This is a genomic window from Paenibacillus foliorum (assembly GCF_013141765.1).
Lineage (GTDB): Bacteria > Bacillota > Bacilli > Paenibacillales > NBRC-103111 > Paenibacillus_S > Paenibacillus_S foliorum.
The window spans coordinates 67739-93442 of the sequence record NZ_WHOD01000101.1; the positions used below are offsets into that span (position 1 = coordinate 67739).

General features: G+C 45.9%; 24 protein-coding genes. 9 read left to right on the forward strand and 15 right to left on the reverse strand.

Going from position 1 to position 25704, the window contains the following annotated elements; genetic code table 11:
• Positions 1 to 503: 503 nt before the first annotated feature.
• Complete coding sequence (locus GC093_RS26485) at positions 504 to 1262, reverse strand: stalk domain-containing protein (RefSeq protein ID WP_171654921.1); 759 nt, start codon at positions 1260 to 1262, stop codon at positions 504 to 506.
• Positions 1263 to 1467: 205 nt separating this feature from the next.
• Here GC093_RS26485 and GC093_RS26490 point away from each other — a divergent pair, with 205 nt between their 5' ends.
• A complete protein-coding gene (locus GC093_RS26490) occupies positions 1468 to 2877 on the forward strand; it encodes a DUF5050 domain-containing protein (protein ID WP_171654922.1) in 1410 nt (469 codons plus the stop codon).
• A 161-nt stretch (positions 2878 to 3038) separates the two neighbouring features.
• Here the strand turns inward: GC093_RS26490 and GC093_RS26495 are convergent, their stop codons facing one another.
• Both GC093_RS26495 and GC093_RS26500 read right to left on the reverse strand, forming a co-directional pair.
• Positions 3039 to 4031, reverse strand: coding sequence for an alpha/beta fold hydrolase (locus tag GC093_RS26495; RefSeq protein WP_171654923.1), 993 nt, complete (start codon positions 4029 to 4031; stop codon positions 3039 to 3041).
• A 133-nt stretch (positions 4032 to 4164) separates the two neighbouring features.
• Complete coding sequence (locus tag GC093_RS26500) at positions 4165 to 4662, reverse strand: LURP-one-related/scramblase family protein (RefSeq protein WP_171654924.1); 498 nt, start codon at positions 4660 to 4662, stop codon at positions 4165 to 4167.
• Positions 4663 to 4796: 134 nt separating this feature from the next.
• Between GC093_RS26500 and GC093_RS26505 the strand changes: the two genes are divergently transcribed.
• Both GC093_RS26505 and GC093_RS26510 read left to right on the forward strand, forming a co-directional pair.
• The gene (locus GC093_RS26505) at positions 4797 to 5684 is read left to right on the forward strand and encodes an AraC family transcriptional regulator (RefSeq protein ID WP_171654925.1); all 888 of its coding nucleotides are present in this window, start codon (positions 4797 to 4799) and stop codon (positions 5682 to 5684) included.
• A 107-nt stretch (positions 5685 to 5791) separates the two neighbouring features.
• A complete protein-coding gene (locus GC093_RS26510; RefSeq protein ID WP_171654926.1) occupies positions 5792 to 6667 on the forward strand; it encodes a phytanoyl-CoA dioxygenase family protein in 876 nt (291 codons plus the stop codon).
• A 219-nt stretch (positions 6668 to 6886) separates the two neighbouring features.
• On the opposite strand, the gene GC093_RS26515 is transcribed toward GC093_RS26510, so the two are convergent.
• The 3 genes from GC093_RS26515 to GC093_RS26525 form a co-directional block, all read right to left on the reverse strand.
• Entirely contained in the window at positions 6887 to 7897 is a 1011-nt protein-coding gene (locus tag GC093_RS26515) for an oxidoreductase (RefSeq protein WP_171654927.1), read from the reverse strand.
• Between the two features lie 324 nt (positions 7898 to 8221).
• Positions 8222 to 8965, reverse strand: a complete 744-nt coding sequence (locus tag GC093_RS26520; protein WP_171654928.1) for an AAA family ATPase — start codon at positions 8963 to 8965, stop codon at positions 8222 to 8224.
• Between the two features lie 259 nt (positions 8966 to 9224).
• Entirely contained in the window at positions 9225 to 9704 is a 480-nt protein-coding gene (locus tag GC093_RS26525) for a NanQ anomerase/TabA/YiaL family protein (protein WP_171654929.1), read from the reverse strand.
• A gap of 231 nt (positions 9705 to 9935) precedes the next feature.
• On the opposite strand from GC093_RS26525, the gene GC093_RS26530 reads away from it, so the two are divergent.
• Positions 9936 to 11447: a CAP-associated domain-containing protein gene (locus GC093_RS26530; protein WP_171654930.1), complete on the forward strand. Its 1512-nt coding sequence runs from the start codon at positions 9936 to 9938 to the stop codon at positions 11445 to 11447.
• 79 nt (positions 11448 to 11526) lie between these two features.
• Here GC093_RS26530 and GC093_RS36495 read toward each other — a convergent pair whose 3' ends face one another.
• The gene (locus GC093_RS36495; protein ID WP_281365313.1) at positions 11527 to 11655 is read right to left on the reverse strand and encodes a hypothetical protein; all 129 of its coding nucleotides are present in this window, start codon (positions 11653 to 11655) and stop codon (positions 11527 to 11529) included.
• A 385-nt stretch (positions 11656 to 12040) separates the two neighbouring features.
• Positions 12041 to 12352, reverse strand: a complete 312-nt coding sequence (locus tag GC093_RS26535; RefSeq protein WP_171654931.1) for a helix-turn-helix domain-containing protein — start codon at positions 12350 to 12352, stop codon at positions 12041 to 12043.
• Between the two features lie 280 nt (positions 12353 to 12632).
• Here GC093_RS26535 and GC093_RS26540 point away from each other — a divergent pair, with 280 nt between their 5' ends.
• Genes GC093_RS26540 through GC093_RS26550 form a run of 3 tightly spaced genes read left to right on the forward strand, consistent with a single transcriptional unit; the run spans position 12633 to position 16369 of the window.
• Positions 12633 to 13712 (forward strand): endospore germination permease, encoded by a 1080-nt coding sequence (locus tag GC093_RS26540; protein WP_171654932.1) that lies wholly within the window; start codon positions 12633 to 12635, stop codon positions 13710 to 13712.
• Entirely contained in the window at positions 13713 to 15191 is a 1479-nt protein-coding gene (locus GC093_RS26545) for a spore germination protein (protein WP_171654933.1), read from the forward strand.
• 8 nt (positions 15192 to 15199) lie between these two features.
• On the forward strand, positions 15200 to 16369 hold the full coding sequence (locus GC093_RS26550) for a Ger(x)C family spore germination protein (protein ID WP_171654934.1): 1170 nt from the start codon (positions 15200 to 15202) through the stop codon (positions 16367 to 16369).
• A gap of 174 nt (positions 16370 to 16543) precedes the next feature.
• Here GC093_RS26550 and GC093_RS26555 read toward each other — a convergent pair whose 3' ends face one another.
• The 7 genes from GC093_RS26555 to GC093_RS26585 form a co-directional block, all read right to left on the reverse strand.
• A complete protein-coding gene (locus GC093_RS26555; RefSeq protein WP_171654935.1) occupies positions 16544 to 17521 on the reverse strand; it encodes an aldo/keto reductase in 978 nt (325 codons plus the stop codon).
• A gap of 191 nt (positions 17522 to 17712) precedes the next feature.
• Positions 17713 to 18735 (reverse strand): NAD-dependent epimerase/dehydratase family protein, encoded by a 1023-nt coding sequence (locus GC093_RS26560; RefSeq protein WP_171654936.1) that lies wholly within the window; start codon positions 18733 to 18735, stop codon positions 17713 to 17715.
• Between the two features lie 153 nt (positions 18736 to 18888).
• The gene (locus GC093_RS26565; RefSeq protein ID WP_171654937.1) at positions 18889 to 19731 is read right to left on the reverse strand and encodes a carbohydrate ABC transporter permease; all 843 of its coding nucleotides are present in this window, start codon (positions 19729 to 19731) and stop codon (positions 18889 to 18891) included.
• Positions 19721 to 20617, reverse strand: a complete 897-nt coding sequence (locus GC093_RS26570) for a carbohydrate ABC transporter permease (protein WP_312886618.1) — start codon at positions 20615 to 20617, stop codon at positions 19721 to 19723. The genes GC093_RS26565 and GC093_RS26570 overlap by 11 nt, the downstream gene beginning before the upstream one ends.
• 23 nt (positions 20618 to 20640) lie before the next feature.
• Positions 20641 to 21966, reverse strand: a complete 1326-nt coding sequence (locus GC093_RS26575) for an ABC transporter substrate-binding protein (RefSeq protein WP_171654938.1) — start codon at positions 21964 to 21966, stop codon at positions 20641 to 20643.
• Positions 21967 to 22089: 123 nt separating this feature from the next.
• Positions 22090 to 22848, reverse strand: a complete 759-nt coding sequence (locus GC093_RS26580; protein ID WP_171654939.1) for a response regulator transcription factor — start codon at positions 22846 to 22848, stop codon at positions 22090 to 22092.
• Between the two features lie 2 nt (positions 22849 to 22850).
• Positions 22851 to 24599, reverse strand: a complete 1749-nt coding sequence (locus GC093_RS26585; protein ID WP_171654940.1) for a cache domain-containing sensor histidine kinase — start codon at positions 24597 to 24599, stop codon at positions 22851 to 22853.
• 250 nt (positions 24600 to 24849) lie between these two features.
• Here GC093_RS26585 and GC093_RS26590 point away from each other — a divergent pair, with 250 nt between their 5' ends.
• Together GC093_RS26590 and GC093_RS26595 are read left to right on the forward strand one after the other, a co-directional pair.
• Positions 24850 to 25023 carry a hypothetical protein gene (locus GC093_RS26590; protein ID WP_171654941.1) on the forward strand — a complete coding sequence of 58 codons (174 nt, stop codon included), beginning with the start codon at positions 24850 to 24852 and terminating at the stop codon, positions 25021 to 25023.
• Between the two features lie 148 nt (positions 25024 to 25171).
• The gene (locus tag GC093_RS26595; protein ID WP_171654983.1) at positions 25172 to 25693 is read left to right on the forward strand and encodes a DUF420 domain-containing protein; all 522 of its coding nucleotides are present in this window, start codon (positions 25172 to 25174) and stop codon (positions 25691 to 25693) included.
• The last annotated feature ends 11 nt before the right edge of the window (positions 25694 to 25704 follow it).

Consider the following 25704-nt stretch of genomic DNA (forward strand, 5'->3'; position numbering starts at 1 on the left):
GGCAGGTTTTATGTGAGGACTTCTCAGTGCTTGACCCACCCCCGATCATCAGCCTGCATAATCCTGCAAACATGCAGTTATTATCCACTGAAATTTGCTTGTGAGAGGAAAGAACTGCAAAAATACAGCAATTTAATGCAAAGCAGTCCTGTTTCAGCTAAGAGCGAAAAAGAGCTGCACATTTGCATGAATTCGCCAAGACTACCGATAAAACGACCAAAAGGCTGTATAGCTGCAGGTTTTTGAGGGGAGGCGATAGCTTCGAAGTAAAGTCTTGTACGCTGTTGCCGTGCATAAGGCCTTGTCAATCGCTGAGTTGGTAAGGAACCGAGATCGAATAATTTCATCAAACGCTGATTTCAGTTCCGAGCCGAAGAAAAATGACGATAATACAAATAAATAAGACTCAAAGGCTAAACAGACTCGGCGAAAGTAATAACCAATGATCTACAGGCAAAATTAGCTCCGGAAATTCCGGTTAAACCACTCGCTACTGACCATTATTAACCTATTAGTCCTCTTGCTCTTAAATCTTCTTTGTTTAGTAAAATTCCAGCTTCAGAATTCATGGCACGGATTATCCCTTGTTCGGTATATAAAAACACTGGCTTTAATTTTTCTTTACCATTAAGCAAGCTGAAGTCAAATTTTGTAGAAGTTTTCGTTAAATCCGCTGCCGGCATCCATTCATCCTCAATAGGGAAACCTAAATCTTTAATGTTGGATTTATTGACGTAGATATTGTTTTTATAAACCAACATAGAGAGCTTCCCCTTTGATTTCTGGAATAACTTAGGGACATCTCCCTGCTTGTACTGATCTTCAAATGCCAATGGGAAACCAACTCCATAAACGCCTATATTCAGATTAGTAACGGAATTATCACCAGATAAAGATGCTTTAATACCATTCCCATCATAAAATCGAATCAGATCAAGAACATTGATCCACTCCGATAAGTCTGGAGCTTCGGTTAATTCAAGATACGAATTGCTCTTGACCCGCTTCTGCTCAAAATTGATTGTCCTCGTTGTATCTTCATAATCAAGCTCGTATCCTAGCAGGTCAGCAATTTCTCGTACCGGTAAGTATGAAGTTCCATCAACGACTAAAGGGTCGTTCTTTAATTCCTTCTCTTGACTATTCACTTTGAATACGAACTTAGCTATGGTTGCTTGTACAGCTTCAGTTGAAGCAGATACTGCTGTTGTAGCTGACCCGATTATCAGGCCGATAGAGAGAGCAAAGATCATTTTCCTCATATTTTCGACTCCTTTTTTTCGGATAAATGATAATAATTAGCATGATTTCATCATTTTTCTGATTCCAGATTCATCGGATATTTCTCTTCTTCTTATAAAAATTTCAAAATTCTTCCTCTTTAGTGTAACTATAACATCTTATTTCGCGTTAGGAGAATGAGAATATTAAGCTTAATTAACTATCCATTTTTTAAAAAGGAGCCTTATGATTAATAAAATAAAACTCGGCCTTATCACACTTTTAATCAGCTTATCATTTGCTGGGCACACTCCAGTCCAGGCAGCGGCTCCACTTGATGTTCAAGTGAGTTTTCCTGACTTTCCCGTTACAGTGAACGGCACCGTCATGGATGTGAAGCACAGTGAGTACCCCCTTCTGATATACAAGGACATCACCTATTTCCCTATGACGTGGAACCATGCCTCCGCCCTTGGTTTATCGATCCATTGGGATACAAACAGCGGACTATCGCTGCAAAAGAATGATACCTGCTTGCCGCTCAAGCAATATTTGATTCCCCAAATCCATTCGAATGACAACAGCCAAACGGCTGCTATCGCCCCATTTCCTGTCCAAGTGAACGGAAAAGCGATTATTAACGCAGAGGAACCGTATCCACTGCTGCTGTATCGGAATATAACCTATTTTCCAATGAGCTGGAAATTTACGAAGGACGAATTCGGCTGGAAAACAAGCTGGAGCGACACAGATCGCGGATTTGGAATCGAGTCGTGCGGCGGGATATCGAATAATCAAATAGAGCAGACTGATGCTTTGAATGTGGCCAATTCCGGTCAGCTTGCTGTTCAAGGTGATTGGATTTATATGAATCCAGACGGAAATTATGAAGAGCCTAATCGGCTTGTAAAGGTGAAAAAAGACGGTACCGGGGAAGTGAAGCTGTCTGACGACAATGCAAGGTCCATCAACATCGTAGGCGATTGGCTGTATTATACGGTTAAGATGGATGGTATATATAAAATAAAGACCGACGGTACCCAGCGCTCACAGGTGTCCGCTATGCCCACTGCTCAAATATGGGTAAAGGGTGATTGGATCTATTATATCCACACCTATCAATCAAAGGAAACCATCCATAAAATAAACATTGATGGGTCGGCCGATCAAGAGCTTGTCAGTGGGATAAGGATGTACCCCTTTTTTATAAATGCCGGCCAGATCTATTTTCTAATGCAGGAAAAAGAAAATGAACCCGCTAATCTATACCGAATGAACCTCGACGGTTACGAGCAAATCAAGCTTCAAGACAATGTATCCAAAGCGATTGCTATCGACGGGTGGATTTACTACGTTAGTGATTACGGAAAACAGTTAAATAAAATGAGCGCAGATGGTGCTGTAATCATTCCCCTTTATACTTCGGATCATTGGATAACAACTCTGCACTACCGCAAGGGCTGGATTTATATGATGAACGGAACCTTTGGCATTCATAGCTCCTCTTATATAGATAAGCTGCGAATAGATGGAACCGAATTTGCAGGATTAGGGGAAGCGCGTTCAGCGGCTCTTTATTTCGTTGATCAATTATTATACCTCTCTCAAAATACTTGGCAGAGAAGCAATACTCTCGTTCATATGGATGTAGATTAAAGCGAGAGCTTGGTTGCAGAAGCTATCATCGATTACAAAGTGACAACACCGACTGGACTCCGCTCTAGTGAAACAGACTAACGGCTTCCTTGGCCAAACATGCAAGGGGAGCCGTTATCTCCCATCCGCCCTATTGGCAAGAATGTTATTGCAAGAACTGCTCAATGATCTCTATGCTCCCCGTGATGCCCTGAATCTTGCTCCGATAGTTCAGCAAGTAGTGCCTCTAGAGCATGCTTAGAAAATTCTTCATCCGTTAGGTACGCTATTTGCTCATTGTGATCCCCATTTTGACTCTCAAGATCGTATTTACTTTCATACTTAAAGCCGCTCACGCTCTCACGCATAAGCGCCTGTCCGTGCTCATACTCACGCAAACGTTCAGCCTCTGCAAGATCAATCCACGACCGAATCAGCTCTGACAGCTCCAGCCCCTTCTTCACGGGAAGCTGATGCTTCGCATTAGCGATAAACTGCAAGGTGCTCTGCGGCATATTGCGCTTCAAAATGTGGGCATATCTGTGGAATCTTTTGTCCTTTTGCCCATAGATCAGCTGTATCGGAGAGCCAATCTCATGAAGCCTCTTCGTACAATTAAAATTCAGGCTATAAGCGAAGTATTCTTGACTGTTGCGGATATTCCCTTGTATAGCTTGACTGTACAAACGTTTGAACGTCTGCATCTTATCCGCATTCCCCGCCGACATCGCGACTGCCAATAAACGCTTGCCTTTAAGCCGAGACACTTGAATCGCCGCCCATATTCGGGCCCGATTGTACCAATCACTCATCTCCGGCATGGAGCTTATCAGAATCCCGCCGAGAAAACGATCCGGGTAGGTTAGCATCGCTTGCAAAGCGACTGAACCGCCGGTAGAGTATCCGCACAGGTAGGCCGCGGGTAAATGAAGTGCATCCAGCAGCTGCCTGATGTCCCCGACAATAAGCGGATAAGTTACCTTGCGTTCGGACGGCTCACTGGCTCCATGGCCCCGAATATCGAATGTAATGATCTGATACGAACTGGCCAGCTGCTGACGCAGGTAGGTAAAGCAGTTACTGGAAAGCATCGGAGGATGGATGCACACAACCGGCGCCCCGTTCCCCTCTATTTGATAATAAATCTGTGTTCCGTTCAATTCGACTGTTGGCATGAAAGAGCACCCCGCATGTTATCATTCCTTATAGTTCTAGATTCCCCAATGCTCTCTCTTCCATGCACTTTTTTTCCTAAGCCTTAACTGATTTGTTTGTTCAATCGCAACGCCCTGTGTGATATATTGACAATTAAGTGCTTGCCGCTGCGCTCTGCCTTTTTTGAATCGCATGAACTCCCATAACGACCAAAATAAGCTCTTCCATTGGCAGGGAGGAACGGTTCTTTAAAGCAAAGGCGCCTGAAGAGAACATCCCATCCGTCCTTGCAAATTCAGCCACAATGTCACCACGGACTGTTGTAACCGTATATTCTTTGGAAAAAGCAGGGGCCTCAATCCGAAACTCATCATGCCTTCCGACATACGCGTACTGCTTTTTGAAAAAGGCCATTTTGGCTTTAAGCGCGCCAATCTCGTCACCATCACGGTTTAGTACAAGCCACGTATTGGAGAAAAAGCGAAACTTCCCGCTGTAAGTCATACGTCCCCGCTCATCCAATACATGAATTCCCGATGAAAACATACTTTGCAAGTCAAGCTCGCCGATTTTGTTGTTGTCCTCATCACGAATATCCGTCAAGCCGGTCGAAAAGAATCGGTCCGAGAAATACACCGTTTGCGTTTCCATAAAATCCCCCATTTCAATAGTGAGTAGGATGCTTGCTTTCTTAACGTTATAACGAGAATAATAGGGAAATAGTTACAGTAAAAACGAGGAGAGGCTCAGGCCTAAGAATGATTAATGGAAAGGAGGAGCCTAAGATGGACGAGCACCCAACCGAAGAATTCCCGCTTCTGAACGCGTGCTTTGAACGTAGCTCCAATGCGGGTAAGGCTCGCTGTGAACCAGCATGGCATTGGTGTCCCCATCAGCCTCTGCAGGATTACGATCTATGGTATGCCGTTGCAGGCAAGGGAACTATGACGATAAATGAAGTTTCGTATCCGATCCGAAAAGGCAGCTGTTTTCTTATTCGTCCAGGCGATGTAACAGAGGCAATTCAGGATCCGAATGACCGATTAACCGTTATTTTCATCCATTTTAGTCTAACCGATATGACCTCAAGGGAGCCCTTTAATGCCTGCCTGCTTCCTAAGCGCCATACGCTGGTAAACGATACTTTGTTTATTGAAATGCTGTTAAACCGATTGCTCCAAATCGTGTACAACGAAGGCTCCTGGTCAGATATCGAGTATAACCTGATGCTTAAGCAAATCATGCTGTATCTGTACCGTCGGCAGCAGGAGGATCAGACCTCATCGGCTAGTAAACAAAAACAAGTAATCGCGCGGGTGATCGGTTATATTCGGGAGGACGTTGGAAGGAGAATTTCACATCAGGAAATTGCGGACCATGTTCAGCTTTCTGCGGAATACTTAAGTATTTTGTTCAAAAAGTATACCGGTACCTCCATTAAGCAATACATCACCGATGTTCGTTTGGAAAGAGCCGTGCACCTGCTTATGGAAACGCCCATGAACGTATCGCAGGTCGCAGAGTCTTTGGGCTATGCCAACGTTTATTTATTCAGCAAGCAATTCAAGGAACGATACGGCGCTCCGCCATCCAAATACAAGTGGACAACGGAACCGTCCCGCGCTCATGGGAGTGTCTCCCAAAGCGATGATGACAATGACAACGAAAACTAGCCCTTATCGGTTTAAGTATAAAAAAACGTATTCTATCTTCATTTCTCTGCCTCCTTCTACTTGGTAAGATGAATTCAAGTAGAAAATGAAGGAGGCTAAGATAAGAAATGAACGAAGCCAACGAGCCACGCACCTTATATTCTTATGAAAATCAAGAAGAGCAGCAATTAGCTCAGGACATTGCCGAGAAGCTGTACCGCTACGATTCAATCGAATCGGATCGCATCCGAACTATACAGGACTTTACCGAACAGCATGTGAGACAGTTTTGGGAACGGGGTTATTTAGTCATTGATGAAGTATTGGATGAGAAGGAGATTAAAGATTCGATAGAAGCCTTAATGGACATCCTCTATGACCGTTCATTAGGTTCCAAGGTACAGTACGTGAAGCCCAAATCCCAGCTTCATTCCGATGAAGAAAGAGAGCTTGCAGCCCGCAAGGTGTATGATTATGTAGATTTTGAGCCGCGCTTAAGGCATGTTGCTTATCAAGAGGGGATCATGGGTGTCATGGCACAACTCTTCGGTGAAGAAGCCAAGGTTGCGCAGGATCAAGCCATCCTGAAGCCGCCGACAGGAGGCGCCGAGAAACCATGGCATCAGGACATGGCTTATGGTCCACTAGCATTCGACAAATCCGTAATTGGCATATGGATTGCACTCGATCCGGCTGAGCTGGACAACGGCTGCATGCACGTCATTCCATACTCTCATCGAGATGGAGCAGTTCCTCATTATGCCGTCCGTGATTGGCAGCTATGCGATCTGAGCGTACAGGTTGAGCGCGATGTTGCCGTTCCGTTGAAGCCGGGCGGCGCGCTCCTATTCTCCGGCCTCCTACATCACGGGACACCGCCGAACTTTTCGGTAAAAAGACGTCGTGCGCTGCAGGTCCATTATGCGGCAGAATCGGCCAAGAAGCTGACTCCACACGAGTATAAGAAGATGTTTACCAATGAAATGACAGGGGCCGAATGCTGATCATTCCAGCTCCTTGTGAGCCCCCGCTCTCAGAAGCCCGCCCTGCTGCATGGCTCATAAATTAGAACAAAAAGACTCAGCATCAATGGGCTGAGTCTTCTTGTTTGTATATAGCCTGACCTGACAGCAGATCGATAAACATGTGCCTCCTACAAAATCCCCCTAATCCTTCGAAATGCAAACAAGTTTCTTGGGGATGGCATCACACCTGCATTACAATCACAGCTCTACAACAATCCGGCCCCTGACACGGCCTGCCAGTAGTTCCTCCGCTGCCTGAGGCACCTCCTGCAAGCGGATCGTACGGCTGCTGATCCGCTCCAACTGCCCTGCAGACTTCAAGTCAGCGGCCATCTGTTCCCACAAGGCGCTGCGGCGCTCTATAGGGTATTGGACAGAGTCGATACCCAACAGATTGACACCGCGCAGGATGAACGGGTGCACCGTTGTCGGAACGGCGCCGCCGCCGGTGAGGCCACTGACAGCTACGGAACCGCCGTAGCGGATGGAAGCCAGCAGGAACGCCAGCCCGCTGCCCCCGACAGGGTCAACGGCGCCGGCCCACTGCTGCTTCTCCAGCGGCTTCACCGCGGCCTCGCCCCCCCCCGCTGCTGCGCCCAGGCGCCCAATAATATTGCGGGCACCCAAGGCCCGCAAATACTCATGCTCCTCCGCTTTGCCGGAGCTCGCAACAACCTCGTAGCCCCTCGCGGCCAGTAGCGCGATGGCTACACTGCCAACGCCGCCGGTGGCTCCTGTCACCAGCACAGGGCCTTGCGCAGGATGGAGCCCATTATGCTCCATCCGCTCGATAGAGATCGCTGCCGTTAACCCGGCTGTGCCTATCGCCATCGCTTCGCGCGGCTCCAGATCCGCTGGCAGCGGCACAACCCAGTCGGCGGGTACACGCGCCATGGCGCTGAATCCGCCGAAATGCGAGACGCCCAGCCCGAAGCCGGTCACTATGACCTTCTGCCCAGGCTGAAACCGCGCGTCTGCTGAGGCGCATACTTCACCGGCGAGATCGATGCCGGGGATGTGCGGATACGCTCGGACTATACCGCCATTCAAGCGGCAAGCCAGTGCGTCTTTATAGTTTAGGCCTGAGTAATGGACGCGAATAAGAACCTCGCCCGCAGGCAGATCCTCCACCTGCAGCTCTTGCAGAGTAATAGCAAGCCGATCATTTTCCTTATTTACCATTAATGCTCCGAATGATCCCAATTCCATATGATATACCTCCCTAAGAGTTTCGCTTTAGCGAAACGTACTTCGTTAAGCATCGGCTGAGTTTCGCCTTAACTAAACTGACTTCGTAACCACCATTATCCTTCTTTCACTAAAGCGAAACCGACTTAGAACTTATTTCGTATGCATGAATCGCGTTTCACTACCGCCTACTTAGTAAGCATCCGTTACAATCTGCTCTACTAACAATAAATCACTTTAACTATGAAGCACCTTAACCATCATCACTCTAAATGATTATTCCTACGAACCGACTATCCTAATTACTATTCCTTCATAGACTTGACCGCTCACCGCCAGCCCCATTCATTCTTCATCCTCGGCAAAAAGCTCCCGAAATATCGCTCCGCGATTTTCCAGAAAACGGCGTGTCAATTGATAATGTGATGTCTCTTCGTAAGCAATCTTTTGTATAGGCCCCTCGTCAAATGAATAAATCTGCGCACCCGGATATCCCAGTAATATGGGGGAATGCGTCGCAACGATAAATTGAGAATCCGGACTCAAACGGTGAAAAACGGATAATAAACTTAATTGACGAGCTGGCGATAACGCTGCTTCCGGCTCATCCAATAGATAAATGGATCTTCTCCCGAATCGATTGCGAAACAATGAAAGAAATGATTCTCCATGCGACTGCTCATGCAGCGATTTCCCGCCATACGGGGCGTAAAAGTCATCTCGATATTGCGGCTGCTCCCGCACACTCTGGTCCAAATAATTAGCAAAGTTAAAAAACGATTCCGCACGAAGAAAAAAGCCGCTCGCTACTTTACGATTCCATGATAACCGGATGTACGGCCCGAAATCAGCCTTAGACCCTTCCAGCTCATAAGTCTGATTGACGCTGCCTCCAGCTGTATGGAAACCGCATTGCCAAGCTATAGCCTCCAGCATGGTTGACTTACCCGAGCCGTTCTCCCCCACAAAAAAAGTGACTGGCCCTTGGAAAGGAAGCCCTTTACTCTGAGCCAGAGCAGGCACTGAAAATGGATACCGCTTGTCTGCAGGAAACTTTTCACGAAGAATAGTTACTTCACGTAAAAACATGTCCATTTCCCTCCTAAGAGTCTGCTGTGCAAAACTTATTTCGCAAGCATCTGCTGAGTTTTCTGGTAAGAAGCCTTCTTCGTAACCTCACTCACATCATATCTAAAATCACTTACCCAGTCGAGCCACGCAACTGCTCTCAACCTAGTAACTCTGCATAAGAAAAAGGATGATCGCCCGCATCGGAACGCATCACCCTTTGAAAACAGTCCATTATCGAAAGTAAACTTCCCACATGGAATTATCCCTCTTTAGACCTCTATTCAGCAAACAACAATGATTTATGAATTTTAATGACGACTTTGCGGATAGGTTGATCTTGTGAGACACTGCAGCAAGGACGATGAATATCGCCCGGGTAGAACACCGTGAAGGATCCTGGGCTAAGCTGAATCGCATTTTCCTCAGCTACTTTACTGTAGAATGCAATATCCCGCGCTTCAAAACTATCCTCGCTGATCACCGCATCCTCAGTTAATGGTGCAACTCGAATGACCTCTTCTCCCGCAAGCAAAAATTGGATATCTGTATAAGTCTGGTGCGATTCCGGCCGCTGCTTCTCCCAAGACAGGGTTGTCGGCTCTTGCAGCAGAGCAAACATAAGATCTCCTTCAATATCGTGCCTGCCGAGTTTCAATGAACTGAAATCAGTACTTTGAATAAACTCCAGCCCTCTATTAACCGCATTTGGATAAACCTGCTTTTCCCGTTCCCAATTCTTAATATCGCTAATAATCATTTGTAGTCCGCCTCCTGCAAAGTATAGTCCGTATTCGCTTTCATTCCCAGTATAAACCTGTTGGCCTGCTATGAAAAGACTATCATTAGTGATATGGTATACAAATTGGAATGGTTAGTTTTACAGTTAGACATTTCGGCCAGAGACACATATAGTAGAAAGACTAGTAATGGTATACCCTGTTCATCTTTATCTACGTGCCTAATTGCATGACTATAGGAGGTTTAAATAATGCAAACAAAACTGGCAGCTCGCTTGCTGCCCCTAGCCATTGCTATCTTCTTATCACCTTTATCCACTTTCCTCCCATCGCAGCATCAGGTTTATGCGGCCGATGTAACTGGTTTTAATGACACAGCCCGCCACTGGGGAGCCACAGCAATCTCGTGGGGCGTTCAAAATAATATCGTCAACGGCTACGATGACGGTAGCTTTCGACCGGACCAGTCGGTATCCGAGCCGGAGTTTCTGGCAATGCTGCTGCGGGCTTACCCCGAGGTTAACCTTGCCGCTGCTGCTTCTGGCTCTGCCTGGTACAAGCCGTATTACGATGTAGCAGATAGCCGCAAATGGCCTGTGCTGCATAATACGGACGTGGCCAAGTTTAACCGCGGACTTGTTGCTCAGATCATTACGGCTTCCCAAAAGGGAACGCAAAGCATGAGCGATTCCATCCAATACCTGCTCGACCAAGGCTTGTCCGAGGGGAAGACAGCAGCAACGGTTGCTGGATATCAAGCTGCCGACCGCTTATCCCGAGCGGAGGCAGTGCAGTTTATCCGCAATGTGAAGCAGAAGCAATTCCAGCTCATTCCGAACGACGGAGCCTTGGTACCAGCTAGTCCTACTCCGCCTCAAGCGCAGGGCGGATCAGCGCCGACATCAGCCGCGGCTAACACTGTCACGGTCAAAGGCATCCATATCGGAGATGCCGCCGAAGATGTTATCACTAAGCTGGGAGAGCCATCGCGCAAGGATTTAAGCGAATATGGCTTCCAGTGGTTCATTTACAATCAGGATTACAGCAGCTACGCACAGATTGGGATCAGCGAGGGTAGAGTTGTCGGTCTATATTCCACCTCCGCCAATTGGCAGTACAACGGCCTGGCTGATGGGAGCGCCAAGAGTGCAGTGCTGAAGCTGTACGGTCAACCGTTAGCCTCCATTACTAAAGGTAACACCCGCTTTAATATGAACTATGGCAGCGGCGAATACGGTACTTATGAGACAACGGATGCTTATGTCACCTTCTTTTACGATCTGCACCGCAATGACGTTGTTACAAGCATCCAAGCCATAGCGAAGCCAACAGAGCAAACGCTGACTGCCTTTTACCCTGAGCCAAGCGTTACTCTCGTTACCGCCTATGAGCGGCAAATCTTCGACTTGGCCAACGCTGCCCGCGTCAAGCTAGGCAAACCTGCCTTCACCTGGGACGATAAAATAGCAGGGACAGCGCGCAAGCACAGTGCAGACATGGCCGCTAACAACTATTTCGCCCATGAAAGCAAGAGCGGAGCAAGCCCGTTCGACCGGATGAAGACGGATGGGATTGTTATGCGAGCTGCGGCGGAAAACATCGCCGCCGGCCAAACCAGCGCCATCTTTGCCCACGAAGGCTGGATGAACTCAGAGGGCCATCGCAAAAACCTGCTCAGCGATATTCAACGTCTCGGCGTTGGTGTAGCCTTCGGCGGCAAGATGACGATCTATTACACACAAAACTTTTATACACCTCAGTAAGTAGTAAGCTTAAGAAAGCCATGCTTGCATTCCCTACAGCAGGGATACAAACATGGCTTCTTTTTAGTGGTACGGCAGCTTATTTATTTTGTGCGTACATAATGATATCCTTAATTCGAGGGTACATATCCCCGTCATCATCTTTTCCGTCTTTCCAGGGCAATTGCCATTTTTCCGGCGTAACAAACGAATTCGAATTAACCCACATCTTACTTCACTCCTCTATTAATTAGAAATAACATCCCAAATTTCATCAATAATAGCTTCAACGACCTTCTCTATGATTTCATCCATGCTCATTCCCTACTTTCCTGCTTAATAGATTACTTCGTCAATTCTCTCAATACTTTTCTAGCAACCGCAACCGCAATAGCTCTACCCAAAATAGGAAGCAACATTTCTTTTCACTCCTTTTCGTCCTGAAATATCTTAATCTTCGAAAATTTCTTCAATCACTTTTTCGACAATAGTAACAGCCAGTGCCCCTAAAATAATCTTAATCATAGCGTTATCCCCCTACATACAAATATCCTTATCTTTAAACCGTTGGCGCCCCATTATCTGCCCTTCATCGTAAACCGTTGGAATCAGAATCACCTCATTTCTTTGTAGCTTCTTTGAAGTAGAACTGCAACAAAAGCTATGCCAATGCCTACGATTGCCCCTATCGCTCCTAATGAACTGACCGTTCGAGTGGTCACTTGCCTTAAAGTAGGCTTTGCTAATGGCGTTTCCTCGTATCTTATTCCTCGTTCATTAAAAAACTCTTTAACGGCATCTTCAGTTATGTAGTAATTCCTTCCGCTAATTTCGGCTGCCAACTGTCCCTCGCGAATACATCTGCGAATGGTCTCATCAGACAGTTCAATGGCTTCCCCAATTTCCTTAGTTGTAAATTTCCTCACCAGTAAATCTCCCCCTTTTCACAAAAAAGTTGGTTTGTCACATGTTATTGGGACTCTCATACACTACATGTTTCAGTATTACTAGATTTAGGCCTAGATATACCTAGTTTAATAGTTTTCCGAAAAATAACTGCAATCCAATACGCCGTTCTATCCCCTTTTATTTAAATGAAAGAAGACCATTCTAAGGAGATACGGATATTGTATGTATATGGATTCCATTTATGGATATTATACCAATGCGTACTGTGATCCTGTTTCGGGGGAGGTGGGGGAAGCGATGGAGTCAACCTTTTCAAGACGGCAGATCCTATTCATGCTGCTTCTGTCGCTTGGCATCTCTAATCATGTGTTTATTATTCCTCATCTTATCCAAGCGGCAGGACGGGACTCCTGGTTCAGCATCCTGCTTGGGTATGTGGTTTTGTTAGGTTGGAGTTTGATTTTGTACCTGGTTTTAAAGTCCATGCGCGCTAAAACATTTAACGAATGGCTTAAAGAGAGGATCGGAATATTCGGATGCTGGCTCGTTTGCGGAGTATTGGTCTTATACCTCCTGATCTTAGGGATATTGATCATTTTCGATACGACAAGAAACATAAATATCTACTTGCTTCCCAGAACGCCGAACGCCGTAGTCGTTCTCAGTTTTATGCTTGTTTCTTACAGCGCAGCAAGATCGGGACTCAAAACGATTGTCTATATGTCTACCGTTTTATTGCCAATCGTGTGGTTGCTGGGAATCGGCATTTCCTTGTTTACCATGAGAAGCAAGGATTATGGCATCATTCATCCCTTCTTTGTGGAAGGAATAGGGCCGAACCTGCACGGAGGGGTGATTGTGTTCGGAGGAAGTATAGAGTTGCTGGTATTGCTGCTGCTGCAGCATAAAATGAGCAAACCTATAAATTATGGAACGATGTTTGTACTGCTAACCTTGCTGGTAGGTCTTATTGCCGGGCCCACCTTGGGATCCTTGTCCGCGTTTGGTCCTTCCGAAGCCGGTAATATGCGATTTCCCGCCTTCGAACAGTGGCGGTTGGTCATGATTGGCGACTACATCTCTCATGTCGATTTTTTGGCTGTGTTTCAACTGATGGCCGGCAGTGTTACAAGATCAGCCCTTCTTTTGCATTTGCTGTCCGAACTGATTATAGGCCGATTCCCGAGGTTTCGCCAAACAGTAGTAGGTTGCTGTGCGGCTCTTGTTTCCATACCCTCTCTAATGCAAATCAGCGACACCACGATGCAGGAAGCCATCCACCGCTACTTCTATACGTTCTCGTTCATTTTCGGAATCGCGATGTTGGCGGCTCTTTATGTATTTTCCTTTATACCGAAAAGGAAAGGAGGGTATTGAATGAATCAAACATCCGAGGAAGTTACGCTCTTTGCGGAGTTGGATGATAATCTGCGCAATGGAACCTTACAGAAGGAAGCAATGTTACAAGTCTTCTCGCAATATTCCGACATCTATTTTCCTCCGCTGCCGCAACCGGAGTTGTCGGACAAACTGACGGTTCTCTACTGCGAAGGTATGATTGATAAAAATCAGCTAAACGAGTATTTCGCCAGCGTGTGCCTCTATGCAAGCCATGCAGCTTTCCATCCGGACACAGCTTCGGACCAAACGGAAGCATTGCCTCTGACCTCAATAAAAAAGACGATCGGAGAAATGGTTGCAGGGCTGTTCAGCGGCCAACTGATCCTGTATTACGCTGGGAATACCGACTTTTGGGCGGTTGATATTTCCGATGTTCCGAAACGCGCATTGCAAGAATCCAGTACAGAAATTTCGATTAAAGGGCCGAAGGATGCTTTCACGGAAGAACTGTTTACGAATATGGCTCTGATTCGGAAGCGTCTGCAAACGGGAATGTTGTTCAGCGAAATGTTCGTCATCGGAAGCTTGAGCAAAACCCGCGTATCGCTGATCTATCTGAGCCACAAAGCAAATCCGGACATGATTGCCGAGGTGCGCCAACGATTGGAATCTATTCAAACGGAAAGCGTTCTGAGCAGCGGGCAGCTCGAACAGTGGCTGTCGAATCGGACTTATTCGCTGTTTCCCTTGATTGATTATATCGGTCGGCCCGATTATGTGATAGAAACTTTGTTGCGTGGAAGATTCGCCATTCTTGTAGACGGATCTCCAATGGTGCTCATCGGGCCGGGCAATTTTCTGGAGCTGCTGAAAACGCCTGAAGACGTTCATTTTCCTTATTATTACGTTATGTTTCAACGGACGCTCCGAATCATCGGCTTGATTCTAAGCCTTTATTTGCCAGGATTCTGGATTGCGATTGCGACCGTGAATCTGGATCAGATTCCATTGGCGTTGTTATCTACAGTCGTCCTTTCCCGCGAAGGAGTGCCGTTTCCTATAATCCTTGAGGCACTGATGCTGCTTTTTTTGTTCGAATTGCTTCGGGAAGCCGGCGTCAGGATGCCTAAGGCAGTCGGACAGACGATCGGAATTGTCGGCGGCCTGATCATCGGAGACTCTCTCATCCGGGCAGGCCTTGCTTCTCCCACGTTGCTCGTCGTTATCGCCATTTCGGCAGTGGCTACATTTTCATTGGTCAATCAATCCTTATCCGGCACAGTCAGCATTCTTAGGATATTCATGACTTTGGCATCCGCTTTCCTCGGCGTTTACGGATTCATCATGGCTATGTTCGTCATCCTGATTTACTTGTGCAGTCTCGAAAGCTTCGGATTGGCCTTTCTTGAACCGATAGCCTCCCTGCGATTTAAAGAGTGGTTGGCTGCTTTTTTGGTCAATCCGTTCAGAAGATCCCGTTTCTCGGCTCCGATGTTAAAAAAACAAAAAAAGTGAGAATACTGATGCGCAAATCTATATGTACACTTGTCTTGATCGTTGAATTGTTAATCGGTTCGGGGTGCGCCACCGATATGAAAAATATTGAAAAACTGAATTACGCGAACGCCATAGGCATCGATTACAAGGATGGAAAGTATCACGCATATATACAACTCATCGATCTCCAGAACGTCGCGAAAACTTCCGACGGTAAGAAAGGGCCAGCGAGAGTTTGGATAGGCGAAGGGGTAGGATACACCTTCGAAGAGGCGCTGTTTCAACCTTATGAAACAGCTCAGGAAAGAATCATTTGGGGGCACGTGACTGTTCTTTTGATTAGCGAAAGCGCATTAAAAGAAGGGATTAAAAGAATTTATGACAGTTTCAGTCGGTATCATGAATTTCGTCTGACGCCGTGGGTGTATGCCACGAGAGAATCGGTAAAGGATATTTTTTCAGTGACTGGATTTTTCCAGCGGTCTCCGCTCAGCACCATTCTTCACGAGCCGAAAGGAATACACTCCCAGACTTCCTACGTGACTTCGATAAGGCTTCAACAATTGATCAGACAGATCAATGAGCCGGGGTTTACTTCGATCATCCCGACGTTGGCCGTTAACAAAATACAGTGGTCGGAAAAAAATAAGCCTGAGCCCAAACTGATGATCGACGGGGCGATATTTCTCAAAAACGATTCGTTTAGAAGCTATATCCCCTTGAAAGAATTAACCGGCCTTCGTTGGATTCAGCCCGGTATGATACGCGTAGGCATCCCCGTACCGGATCATAAAGATCCATCGGTTCAAATTGTCGTCGACAATCCGAAAGCGAGCCTGAAATATATTAATCGCGGGGATCGGCCGCAATATGACGTCAAAATGAAAGCGACAGGATACGTAGTCAGCCGGACCAAAGATGACCTGCTGAACTTCCGGCAATTAACGGGCGCGACGAAGAAAGCGATCGAAGCTGAAATCCGAAGTTTGTTCCGAACGGGGATCGCAAAAAAGACGGATGTCTTGAATCTTGAGTATAACTTATTCCGGTATCATTATGGCGAATGGAAGGCCATGTCCCCGGCGGAAGATAGATTGCTTACCGACGATACCATCCATGATATCCATATTGACCTCAACATTACACATACCAGCTCGGAGAAAAATAAAAGCGTTCAAGGAATCGGCCGTCACTGAAAGAAAAAGATTTTGAACGAATATATATTTGCCAAGGAGATGCAGTCGAAACAGTTTGGTATCGTTCAAACATTCGTCTGCTTTTTTCATGTTTCAGTCGTTGATTCACTTCGTCCAACTGTAAATAAAAAACCGCCACTCAATAGAATAGAGAGGCGGAATTTTTAAACTTATTCACTCCGGCAAACGATACCAAGCAAACGGCTTTCCATAACGGTAAGCCTCGCTCAATCTCTCCAGCTCGTTCAACGTGTCGGCTCCAAGCTCAAGCGACATACTCTTCAAATTGTCCTCCAGCTGCTGCACGCCTGTAGCGCCAACTATTACACTTGAGACCGTCGGCTGCTGCATCAGCCATGCTAGTGACAAAGCGCTTGGCGTGCAGCCTAGTTCGTCAGCCAGCTTATTCACGCTCCGACCGAGCGCCATTCTGCCATCATCCAGAAATCTGCCGAAATTAGGGTCGGTATCGGCGCGGGAACCTTGCGGAGGATTGTCCGCTGAAGTATATTTCCCCGTCAGAATTCCGCCAGCTAGAGGAAAATAAGGGATAATGCCCACCCCTTGATCCTGACAAACCGGTACAAGCTCCTGCTCGGGAGTACGATCGGCGAGTGAATAGCTGACTTGCGTTGAAACGAATCGGTTTAACCCCAATCGCTCACTGATACCTAGAGACTTCATCAGCTCCCAAGCCGCATAATTCGATGCTCCGATATAGCGTACTTTCCCCGCTCGAACCATATCGTCCAATGCTCTCAAGGTTTCTTCGAGGGGTGTTTGCGGATCAAACGTATGGATCTGGTACAAGTCTACATAATCGGTTTGCAGCCTCTTCAGACTGTTGTCCAGCTCCCGCTGCAAATGATACCTGGATGAACCTCTTTCATTAGGTCCAGTACCCTTGACCAGACCCGCTTTTGTTGCCAGAACGGCTTCATGGCGCCTGCCTGCCAAAGCCAATCCGATGATTCTCTCCGACTCAGATCCCGTATAAATATTAGCCGTATCAACAAAATTGATACCCTGATCCAAAGCTTGATGGATAATCCGAATCGATGTTTCCTGATCAGCCCTTTTTCCAAATGCGTTGGTTCCTAAACCTAGTGCAGACACCTTCAACCCACTGCTGCCAAGACGATGAAATTTCATAAAACGGTCAGCTCCTTTATTTTCTTTAATCTCATGGATATTACCCTTATTATACCATTGTGCAGCACAAGGATAACAGAAAGAACCCCACATACCGTACCGGCTGCGGGGTTAAGGTTATATATTAAAAAAGGGGGTCATCTATTATTATAAGCCTTAATTATTAATACAAGATGAAGCCCATATTTCATTTATATTACAATATTCAAAGCTTCAATCTGTCTGCCCCATTGAGCGTGTAGTTCGGTCAGACGATCCTCCATCAAATCCTTGTCAGCATCCACTGTCATGGCTTCATTTTCATACCAATCGAGCATCATTTGCAGCCCTTTATTCAAGGAAATTGTCGCTTCGAAGCTGGGAATATCCTGTTTGATCTTCGAGTTGTCCATGAGGCCCGAATAGCTTTTTTCATAATACAGATGGCCAAACAATCCAGGATTCGCGCGCATCAAAAGCTCGGATGGCATATGCACGATTTTCGGCTCGATACCAAGGATTTTGCCAAATTCCACATACAGGTCGTTCCAGACACTCACTTCTTCGTTAGTCGCGTGATAAGTCTTGCCGAAGGTTCGCTTATTGCCCGCCGCTCCGACAAATGCCTTAGCCAAATCGGGAGCAAACGTGAAGCTCCAAGGTGTCGTTCCATCTCCGAACATCATCAGAGGCTTGCCATTACGAATACGGTGAACGATGTTGTAATTTTGACGCAGCACACCCAGATTGGCAGCTCCAACCCCATAAGTTAATGAGGGCCTAATGATTGAAATCGGCAGTTGACCTTCGCTAATAACCCCCTGCAAATAACGCTCCATTTCAGCCTTTTGAAACGCGTAGCCGAATTCAGGATTATCGAATAGCTCCTCTGCATCCTCGCGGATCGGGTTTGACTTGAGCGGCCTTTTGTAAACAGCAACACTGGAGCAGAAGATGAGCTGTCCTGCAGTATGAGTAAACGTCTCAACGGTGGAACGCGCATCCGCTGCATTAAAGCTGATCATATCGATGACAGCGTCGAATTGACGGCCGCTCATCAGCTTCTGGAAACTCTCGCGATCGGACTTATCGCCATGGATCCATTCCAGATCTTCGCCAAAAGCAAGCCGCTTCGTTCCTCGGTTAAATATAACCACTTCCTGTCCGGCTATCAGCAACTGCTCCACGATCTGCCTACTGATGACACCGGTTCCTCCTAATATTAAAACCTTCAAGATCTTCACCTCTTCTACTAAATTAGCACGATGCTGCTATCCTCTTCCTATATTATCAGAAATGATCATTCACTTATAGATAGAGGAAGAGGAGAGTCGCACGCTCATTTTGCAGTAGAAGCACAGATTGATAAGCTATTGGTCAGCGGAGCTCTACTTAATTCCTGTCATGGCTACACCCTCGATAAACTTTTTCTGTGCGAAGAAAAATACCGTAAGCAGCGGGACCGTTGCTACCACGGAGGCTGCCATCACCAAATGCCACTCCGTCCCGCTATCCGAGGTGAATAAAGACAGAGCAAGCGGGATCGTATACAGCTTACTGCTATTCAAATACACTAAGGGCTCAAAAAATTCATTCCAGCTGTGCAGAAACGTTAAAATCGACAGGGTCGCCATCGCCGGTGTGGCTAACGGCAGCATAATCCTCCAAAATGTTTTCCAGGGCGTGCAGCCATCGATTTTAGCCGCTTCATCCAAATCATTAGGAATTGTAATAAAAAACTGCCGGTACAAAAAAACACCGAACATCCCGCCTGCTCCAAGCATTGGAGGTACTATGAGCGGAAAATGAGTGTCTACCAAACCAACCTTGGATAGCCATATAAACAATGGAATCGTAGTGATTTCCGTAGGAATCATCATGCTGCTCAGCAAAATCAAAAAGAGTGTGTTTTTCCATGGAAAAGATATTTTTGCAAAAGCATATCCGGCCAACGCCGCAAACAGGCATGTTCCGACCGTGACCAGCGCGGCGATATATAAGCTGTTGAATAAATACAAATGAAGGGGCTGCTTGGCAAACAAGTCGACGTAATTGTCCCAGTGAATCGGGCTCGGAATCCACTGCGGCGGAAACGACAAGGCCTGTTGAAAATCCTTAAGGGAGGTGCTGACCATCCAGTAAAAGGGTATCAGAATGAAGAAGGTAATGGCACTTAATACAGCATATTTAGGTACGTCTTTAGCCGCTTCCGTCCATTTTCTATTGTTCATGATGCACCCACCTTCTTCTAATGCCCCACTGCATGACAGTCAGCACGAAAATGATAAAAAACAAGATAAAGGCTACGGCCGAAGCATACCCGAATTCGTACATTTTAAAGGCCTGCTCGTAGATGTAGTAGACAAACACATAAGTGCTAGTGCCCGGACCGCCTCCGGTTAACACATAAATTTGCCCGAATACCTTTAGCGATCCGATCATTGTAATAATAAGGACCATGAATACGGATGGAGTTATCAACGGAAGCGTCACGTTAAAGAAGGTTTTCCACCTGCCGGCCCCGTCAATTTTGGCTGCCTCATAGTACATAGGAGGGACATCGTTCAGCGCAGCAAGGAAGATCACCATATTGATCCCCAATCCTTTTAACAAAGTAATAATAATAACCGTAGGCATAGCCAAGGAAAGATCGTACAACCAGGCCGGTCCCGTAATTCCGAATATGCGGAGGATCGAATTCACAAGTCCGTTATCGGTTTGGAAAATATATTTCCAGACCGTAGCCCACACGACAATGGATGTAACTACCGGAGTAAAAATGGCTGTCCTGAAAAAACCAACCCCCAGAATTCGATCCTTTAGCAACAGGGCCAGTGCCAAGGTCAACACGATATTCAACGGAACAAAAACAATGGAGAAATAAAAGGAGTTCCATACGGTATCCCAGAATACGGAATCTCCTGTAAAAGCTTTGGTGTAATTCGCCAGCCCAACAAACTCTTCTTCTTTGATCAACGACCAATTGGTAAAGCTCATCATAAATGCGGCGATAATCGGCCCCAACAAAAATAAGACATAGCCGATAACCATCGGAGAGATGAACATATAGCCGTACCATTTTTCTCGCTGCATTAATTTGCCTGTTTGGATATTCACGGTAAGGTTCCTTCCTGTGTCATTCATTTCATGAGAGGCGTTACCTCGTCTTCCATTTTCTTAAGCACATCTTTTACAGGGTAGGTTTTTGTATACAGCATGTCGATAACCGTCTGAACCTTTACATCGATTTGCTGCCAGTTCTTATGTGCGTTTTGCGCTCTAAGCTTGCCATTCATCGGATCGATCAGTGACGCTTTAATGGCCTCTTTCGTCGGAGATTCGAAGCCTTTGGTCAATGCATCAGATGCCAGAACAGAGCTGCGGTTAGGCACATACATGAAGGCAAACTCGGTCATCGCTTCTTTACTTGTCATAAACTTCAACAAATTCTGTGCTTCTTGCTTATACTTGGAATCCTGCATGACGGAATAGGCTGCCAGTCCGGTTGCAGCAGGCGCATCCTTATTCGGACCTTTCGGCATCGGCGCGATATCCCATTCGAAGCCCTTAATACTTCTAGCTGTGTTGACATACGCGTAGTTTTGCCGGGACATGCCGATTTTTCCGCCTTCAAATGTAATTTGATCCCCCGGCTTCGGATGGACTTGATCCTTAAAGATCATATCCGATATCAGCTGTAGAGCCTTCTCTCCTTCAGGAGTGTTAAGTGTAAATTTGGTGCTCTCCTCATTCATAAAATCGGCTCCAAATGCCCAGAAAGTATCAAGATAGGCATCCTCCCAAGCCTTCCAGCCATTGGCTGTAATTAAGAAGCTTCCATAAATGCCTTTGGATGAATCGGTAATGGCTTTAGCTGATTTTAAGTATTCGTCGTAAGTCCAATTGCCTTCCTTGTACTGCTCCAATGGGGTTTTAAGCCCCTTTTCCTTAAATAATGTTTTATTGAAGAAAATCACCTTTGGCGGATTCAGAAAAGGCACGCCGTACAGCTTGCCATCCTTTTTCAGACGTTGAAAGCTCGAAGGAATATTGTCGTTAAAATCATACGCCTTGTCGTTCTGAATGTCGGAAATGTCGGCTAATTGCTTGGCTTCGATAAACTGTGGAATCATTTTATCTGACATCCATACCAGATCGGGTGCGGTTTTGGAAGCAACCATGATGGACAGCTTCTGCTGGTAATCAGCAAATGGAACCAGCATAAACTCGACTTTTATGTGCGGATTTTGGGCTGTAAACTTCTTAACATACTCCTCCAATATTTTCTTCCTCGTATCGTTTTCTCCCCACATCCCGACTTTGAGCACAATCTCTTCTTTAACCCCTGGCTTAGGTGACGCGGGAGACGCTGCAGTATCCTTGGGTGTGTCCTTTGTGGCCGAGCACCCGACTATTAAGCTTACTGCCGATACGAAAAGCACGGCCATTGACATTATTTTCTTCATAGCTAATTCCCCTTCATCCCTCATTTGATAAGCGCTTACATGTTTAATGATAGAGAATAATATCCATCCGAGAAATCCAAATGAATCGAGTTATGGTTCAAAATATCGAGATCTTTCCGTTTGCTAGTGAACCTGGTTTTCGCGAAAATCGGAGGGAGTTACGCCAACAAGCTGTTTGAACACGGTCATAAAATATTTGGAATTCTCATATCCGGATAGTTTGGCGACTTCGTAAATTTTTAAATTCGCCTCCTGCAAAAGCTGCTTGGCCCGTTCCATTCTGCATTGAATCACATAGTCCACGAAATTCTGGCCTGTTTCCAGCTTGAATAAAGAGGATAAGTACTGATGGTTCATATGCACCTTATTGGCAATGAATTGGAGCGAGATGTCCTGATCCAGATTGGAATGGATGATTTCTCTGACTTTGCGGATAATACTCTTTTCGTTCTCTTCCACACTATTCCCCGCGGTATGAGACTGGCTTTGAAGAGCGTTCATTTTACGGCTGTCCAATCTTGCTTTGAGACCGGTTAAATATTGGGTTAATTCCACTCTGTCGACCGGCTTCAACAAATAATCCTCGACTTTGAAGCGAAGCGCTTTTTTCACATATTCAAAGTCCCCGTAACCGCTGATCACCAAAATCGGAGTATCAGGGAAATTATGCCGCACCTGCTCAATCATCTCGATGCCGTTCATTTCCTTCATCCGTATGTCTGTAATAATTAAGTCGGGCAGGATGCTTTTCATCGATTCAAGAGCTTGGCGGCCGTTTTTCTCCTCCTTCACCACGATGAATCCCCCGATTACTTCTTCAATCAGCTTTTTCAAGCCCTGTCTGATCAGGTCCTCATCCTCGACAAGCATAATTTTGTACATCGTTATTCCTCCCATTGGAATGGCAGTCGAATCAAAACCGTCATTCCTTTATGTGCATTTTTCTTAAGCAAAATCCCATAAGGCTCCCCATACAGCAGCCGTATCCGCTGGTGTACATTGCGAAGCGCATAGCCGCTGCTTTTTTGGCCGAATTCCTGTTTAACCGGATGCTCTTCCCCGGCAAAATCAATGCGCCGCAGCACCTGCTCCATGGTTCGCACATCCATGCCCAGGCCATCGTCCTCGACTGATAGGATCAAATCATCGTTTTCCGTTGCCGCCCTTATTCGGATCGTCACCGGATCGCTGCCCATTCCATGCTCGATGACGTTCTCGACAAGCGGCTGCAAAATCAGCTTGAGAACAAACACGTATTGCAGCGACGGATCGATAAAAATTTCCATACGCAAGCTATCCCCGCAGCGCAGTGATTGAATATGCAGGTAGGCTTCCACAAATCTTACCTCATCGCGCAGATAGACGGCCGATTGATTTTTGTCCACCGTATATCTCAGCAATTTGCCCAAATTAGAGACTACATTCGACAATGCCAGATGATTATGCTGAACAGCCATCATATTGATCGATTCCAGCGTGTTGTAAAGGAAATGCGGATTCATCTGGCTCTGCAGTGCCGATATTTCCGCATCGCGCTCCCGCAATTTCGTTTCGTAAACCTCACGAACAAGACGATCGATCTCCCCGACCATTCGGTTAAACACTTCGGTCAACTGCCCGATCTCATCATGGGTCGCAACGATAGCGCGCTCTTTAAAAAAACCTTTCTTGACCAGCTCCATTTTACTCTGCAGATGACGAATCGGCTTGACCAGCCGGTCAGAAGACAGAATGGCAAGCACAAGCGCAACCGCGAGCGAAGTCAGCGATATCATCAAGGTATAGCTCGTTATATCTTTAGCTTCCTGCCTTAGCTCCGCGAGAGGGATCTGGCCCAATATTTGCAGCCCTGTATATTTCGATTTTGTCCATGCGCTTAAAAACTCCGGGTCGTTCACATCAGGCTCAGTTATAGTGGATTGGGGATGCAGGAGTGTCTTATCCTTATCGTAAATGTACAGCTTGCTGTTATTGCCGAAGTTAACGGAGGAAAATATTTTCTCAAAACCTTCCGCCTTCAGATCAACCTTAATGAACCCAATCTTACTATGCGTATAGGGCTCCCGGATAAGGCGCGACAGCGATACGACCGTTTTCGGCCCCGAGGTGTAATAAGAAACGGCATGTGGAGGGGTAATAGTAAGCCCCCCGTCCTCCAAATCCGCCTTTTCCATCCAATCATTCGTTCCCTGAACCCAGTAATTCATTACACTGGTGTCCGCATTGCTGAACAGACTGCCATCATTCGTAAAAATGAGAATGCTTTCAATTTCAGACCGATCAAAGGCCATAGAGGAAATGAATAAATTGATTTTGAACTGCTCCTCCGCAGTCAAATAAACTCCCTTTTGATAGGAATTGCTGTGGTTCTTCAGAATGGCGAGGACATTAGGATCGTAAAGGGGGGACAACGTCAATCTCTCGATCTCTTTGACATATCGGTCCAGATTGATACGGATTTGATCGACGATTTGCAGGGTGTAATTTTTCGTATTCTGTTCGACATTAGCCGAATACTTGGTATACGTGAATGCGCCGCTGATTATAAACGGTATCGTAATTAGAGCCATAAACAGGATCATAAATTTCATTCGAAGCGATAGAAATACGCGATTGAGGTTGGCCAGCAACATTCATCACTTCCCTTGACTTCAGCTTTTCGATAAGCTCAGTGGACTTGGATTCAGCCGTTTATTTCTGTAATGTTATCACAATTTTTTATATAACGGGACAAGAATGTAGAACTATTAATGGTCGAATCAAGCCCTATTCGGATGTTGTTAGGAAATCTAACAAAATGCTCTTAAAAGCACTAATTCATGATTATATTTCCAGTATAAGGGAAGAATACTTACCAATCTGAACAGAAGGGAGAGAAGAACGATGGAAGCCAATATGGGCATCGATGATGTGCTTGCACAGATTCATCAGCTGAAGTCTAACGGTCAACCTTTGAACAAAAAGAAGGTTAAACAATCCCATCCACAGCTAATGCAGAATGCTTTGTTTTACTTTCCTAGCTGGGAGCATGCAATCAACACAGCTGACTCTCTATGATTCAGACAAGGAGACTGGCATCGATAGATGCCAGTCTCTCTTCGTGGAAAGTTACAGAACTGTGTACTTTGTTGATTTCCGCCATTCATTACGTATAATTACAGTAGAGCAGCTTATAGCTGTTGAATCAAGCAATTGGGGGAAGGAAATGAAATCACGCAATTTTATGCCGCTTATCGCCACTTTTTCAGTAGTGCTTGTCGGGATTATCGCTTTATTGTTTTTTCTGCCTGGATATAAAGGAAGCCTTGGCTTCGACGTCACTATTTTTCCACTTTTAAATGCTATTTTTAATGGCTTCACCTTTTCATTCTTACTGATTTCGCTGTACGCTATAAAAAGAAGAAACATTCCCATGCACCGAAATTTCATTCTTTGCGCGTTTACAACAACCGCCCTATTTCTCGTTTCCTATGTAATCTATCATTATTTAACAGAGCCGACATTGTTCGGCGGCCCTACAGCTCTTAAGTATGTTTATTATTTCATCTTAATTACTCACGTTCTGTTAGCTATCGTCAATGTCCCTCTCGCTTTGATTTCCGTCACTAGAGGCTTTAATATGCAAATAGAGCGCCACCGTAGGATTGCTCGTTGGACAATGCCAGTATGGCTTTATGTGAGCAGCACAGGCGTCATTGTGTATCTCTTAATCTCTCCTTACTATTAATTAACTGCATT

What these genes read in the sequence shown, in the direction of transcription:
- GC093_RS26545 (WP_171654933.1), top strand. Translation starts at nt 13,713, where the DNA reads ATGAATCAAACATCCGAGGAAGTTACGCTCTTTGCGGAGTTGGATGAT.
- GC093_RS26530 (WP_171654930.1), top strand. Translation starts at nt 9,936, where the DNA reads ATGCAAACAAAACTGGCAGCTCGCTTGCTGCCCCTAGCCATTGCTATC.
- GC093_RS26495 (WP_171654923.1), bottom strand. Translation starts at nt 4,031, where the DNA reads ATGCCAACAGTCGAATTGAACGGAACACAGATTTATTATCAAATAGAG.
- GC093_RS26585 (WP_171654940.1), bottom strand. Translation starts at nt 24,599, where the DNA reads ATGTTGCTGGCCAACCTCAATCGCGTATTTCTATCGCTTCGAATGAAA.
- GC093_RS26565 (WP_171654937.1), bottom strand. Translation starts at nt 19,731, where the DNA reads ATGAACAATAGAAAATGGACGGAAGCGGCTAAAGACGTACCTAAATAT.
- GC093_RS26505 (WP_171654925.1), top strand. Translation starts at nt 4,797, where the DNA reads ATGGACGAGCACCCAACCGAAGAATTCCCGCTTCTGAACGCGTGCTTT.
- GC093_RS26540 (WP_171654932.1), top strand. Translation starts at nt 12,633, where the DNA reads ATGGAGTCAACCTTTTCAAGACGGCAGATCCTATTCATGCTGCTTCTG.
- GC093_RS26515 (WP_171654927.1), bottom strand. Translation starts at nt 7,897, where the DNA reads ATGGAATTGGGATCATTCGGAGCATTAATGGTAAATAAGGAAAATGAT.
- GC093_RS26575 (WP_171654938.1), bottom strand. Translation starts at nt 21,966, where the DNA reads ATGAAGAAAATAATGTCAATGGCCGTGCTTTTCGTATCGGCAGTAAGC.
- GC093_RS26590 (WP_171654941.1), top strand. Translation starts at nt 24,850, where the DNA reads ATGGAAGCCAATATGGGCATCGATGATGTGCTTGCACAGATTCATCAG.
- GC093_RS36495 (WP_281365313.1), bottom strand. Translation starts at nt 11,655, where the DNA reads ATGTGGGTTAATTCGAATTCGTTTGTTACGCCGGAAAAATGGCAATTG.
- GC093_RS26485 (WP_171654921.1), bottom strand. Translation starts at nt 1,262, where the DNA reads ATGAGGAAAATGATCTTTGCTCTCTCTATCGGCCTGATAATCGGGTCA.
- GC093_RS26525 (WP_171654929.1), bottom strand. Translation starts at nt 9,704, where the DNA reads ATGATTATTAGCGATATTAAGAATTGGGAACGGGAAAAGCAGGTTTAT.
- GC093_RS26595 (WP_171654983.1), top strand. Translation starts at nt 25,172, where the DNA reads ATGAAATCACGCAATTTTATGCCGCTTATCGCCACTTTTTCAGTAGTG.
- GC093_RS26580 (WP_171654939.1), bottom strand. Translation starts at nt 22,848, where the DNA reads ATGTACAAAATTATGCTTGTCGAGGATGAGGACCTGATCAGACAGGGC.
- GC093_RS26500 (WP_171654924.1), bottom strand. Translation starts at nt 4,662, where the DNA reads ATGGAAACGCAAACGGTGTATTTCTCGGACCGATTCTTTTCGACCGGC.
- GC093_RS26490 (WP_171654922.1), top strand. Translation starts at nt 1,468, where the DNA reads ATGATTAATAAAATAAAACTCGGCCTTATCACACTTTTAATCAGCTTA.
- GC093_RS26555 (WP_171654935.1), bottom strand. Translation starts at nt 17,521, where the DNA reads ATGAAATTTCATCGTCTTGGCAGCAGTGGGTTGAAGGTGTCTGCACTA.
- GC093_RS26520 (WP_171654928.1), bottom strand. Translation starts at nt 8,965, where the DNA reads ATGTTTTTACGTGAAGTAACTATTCTTCGTGAAAAGTTTCCTGCAGAC.
- GC093_RS26510 (WP_171654926.1), top strand. Translation starts at nt 5,792, where the DNA reads ATGAACGAAGCCAACGAGCCACGCACCTTATATTCTTATGAAAATCAA.
- GC093_RS26550 (WP_171654934.1), top strand. Translation starts at nt 15,200, where the DNA reads ATGCGCAAATCTATATGTACACTTGTCTTGATCGTTGAATTGTTAATC.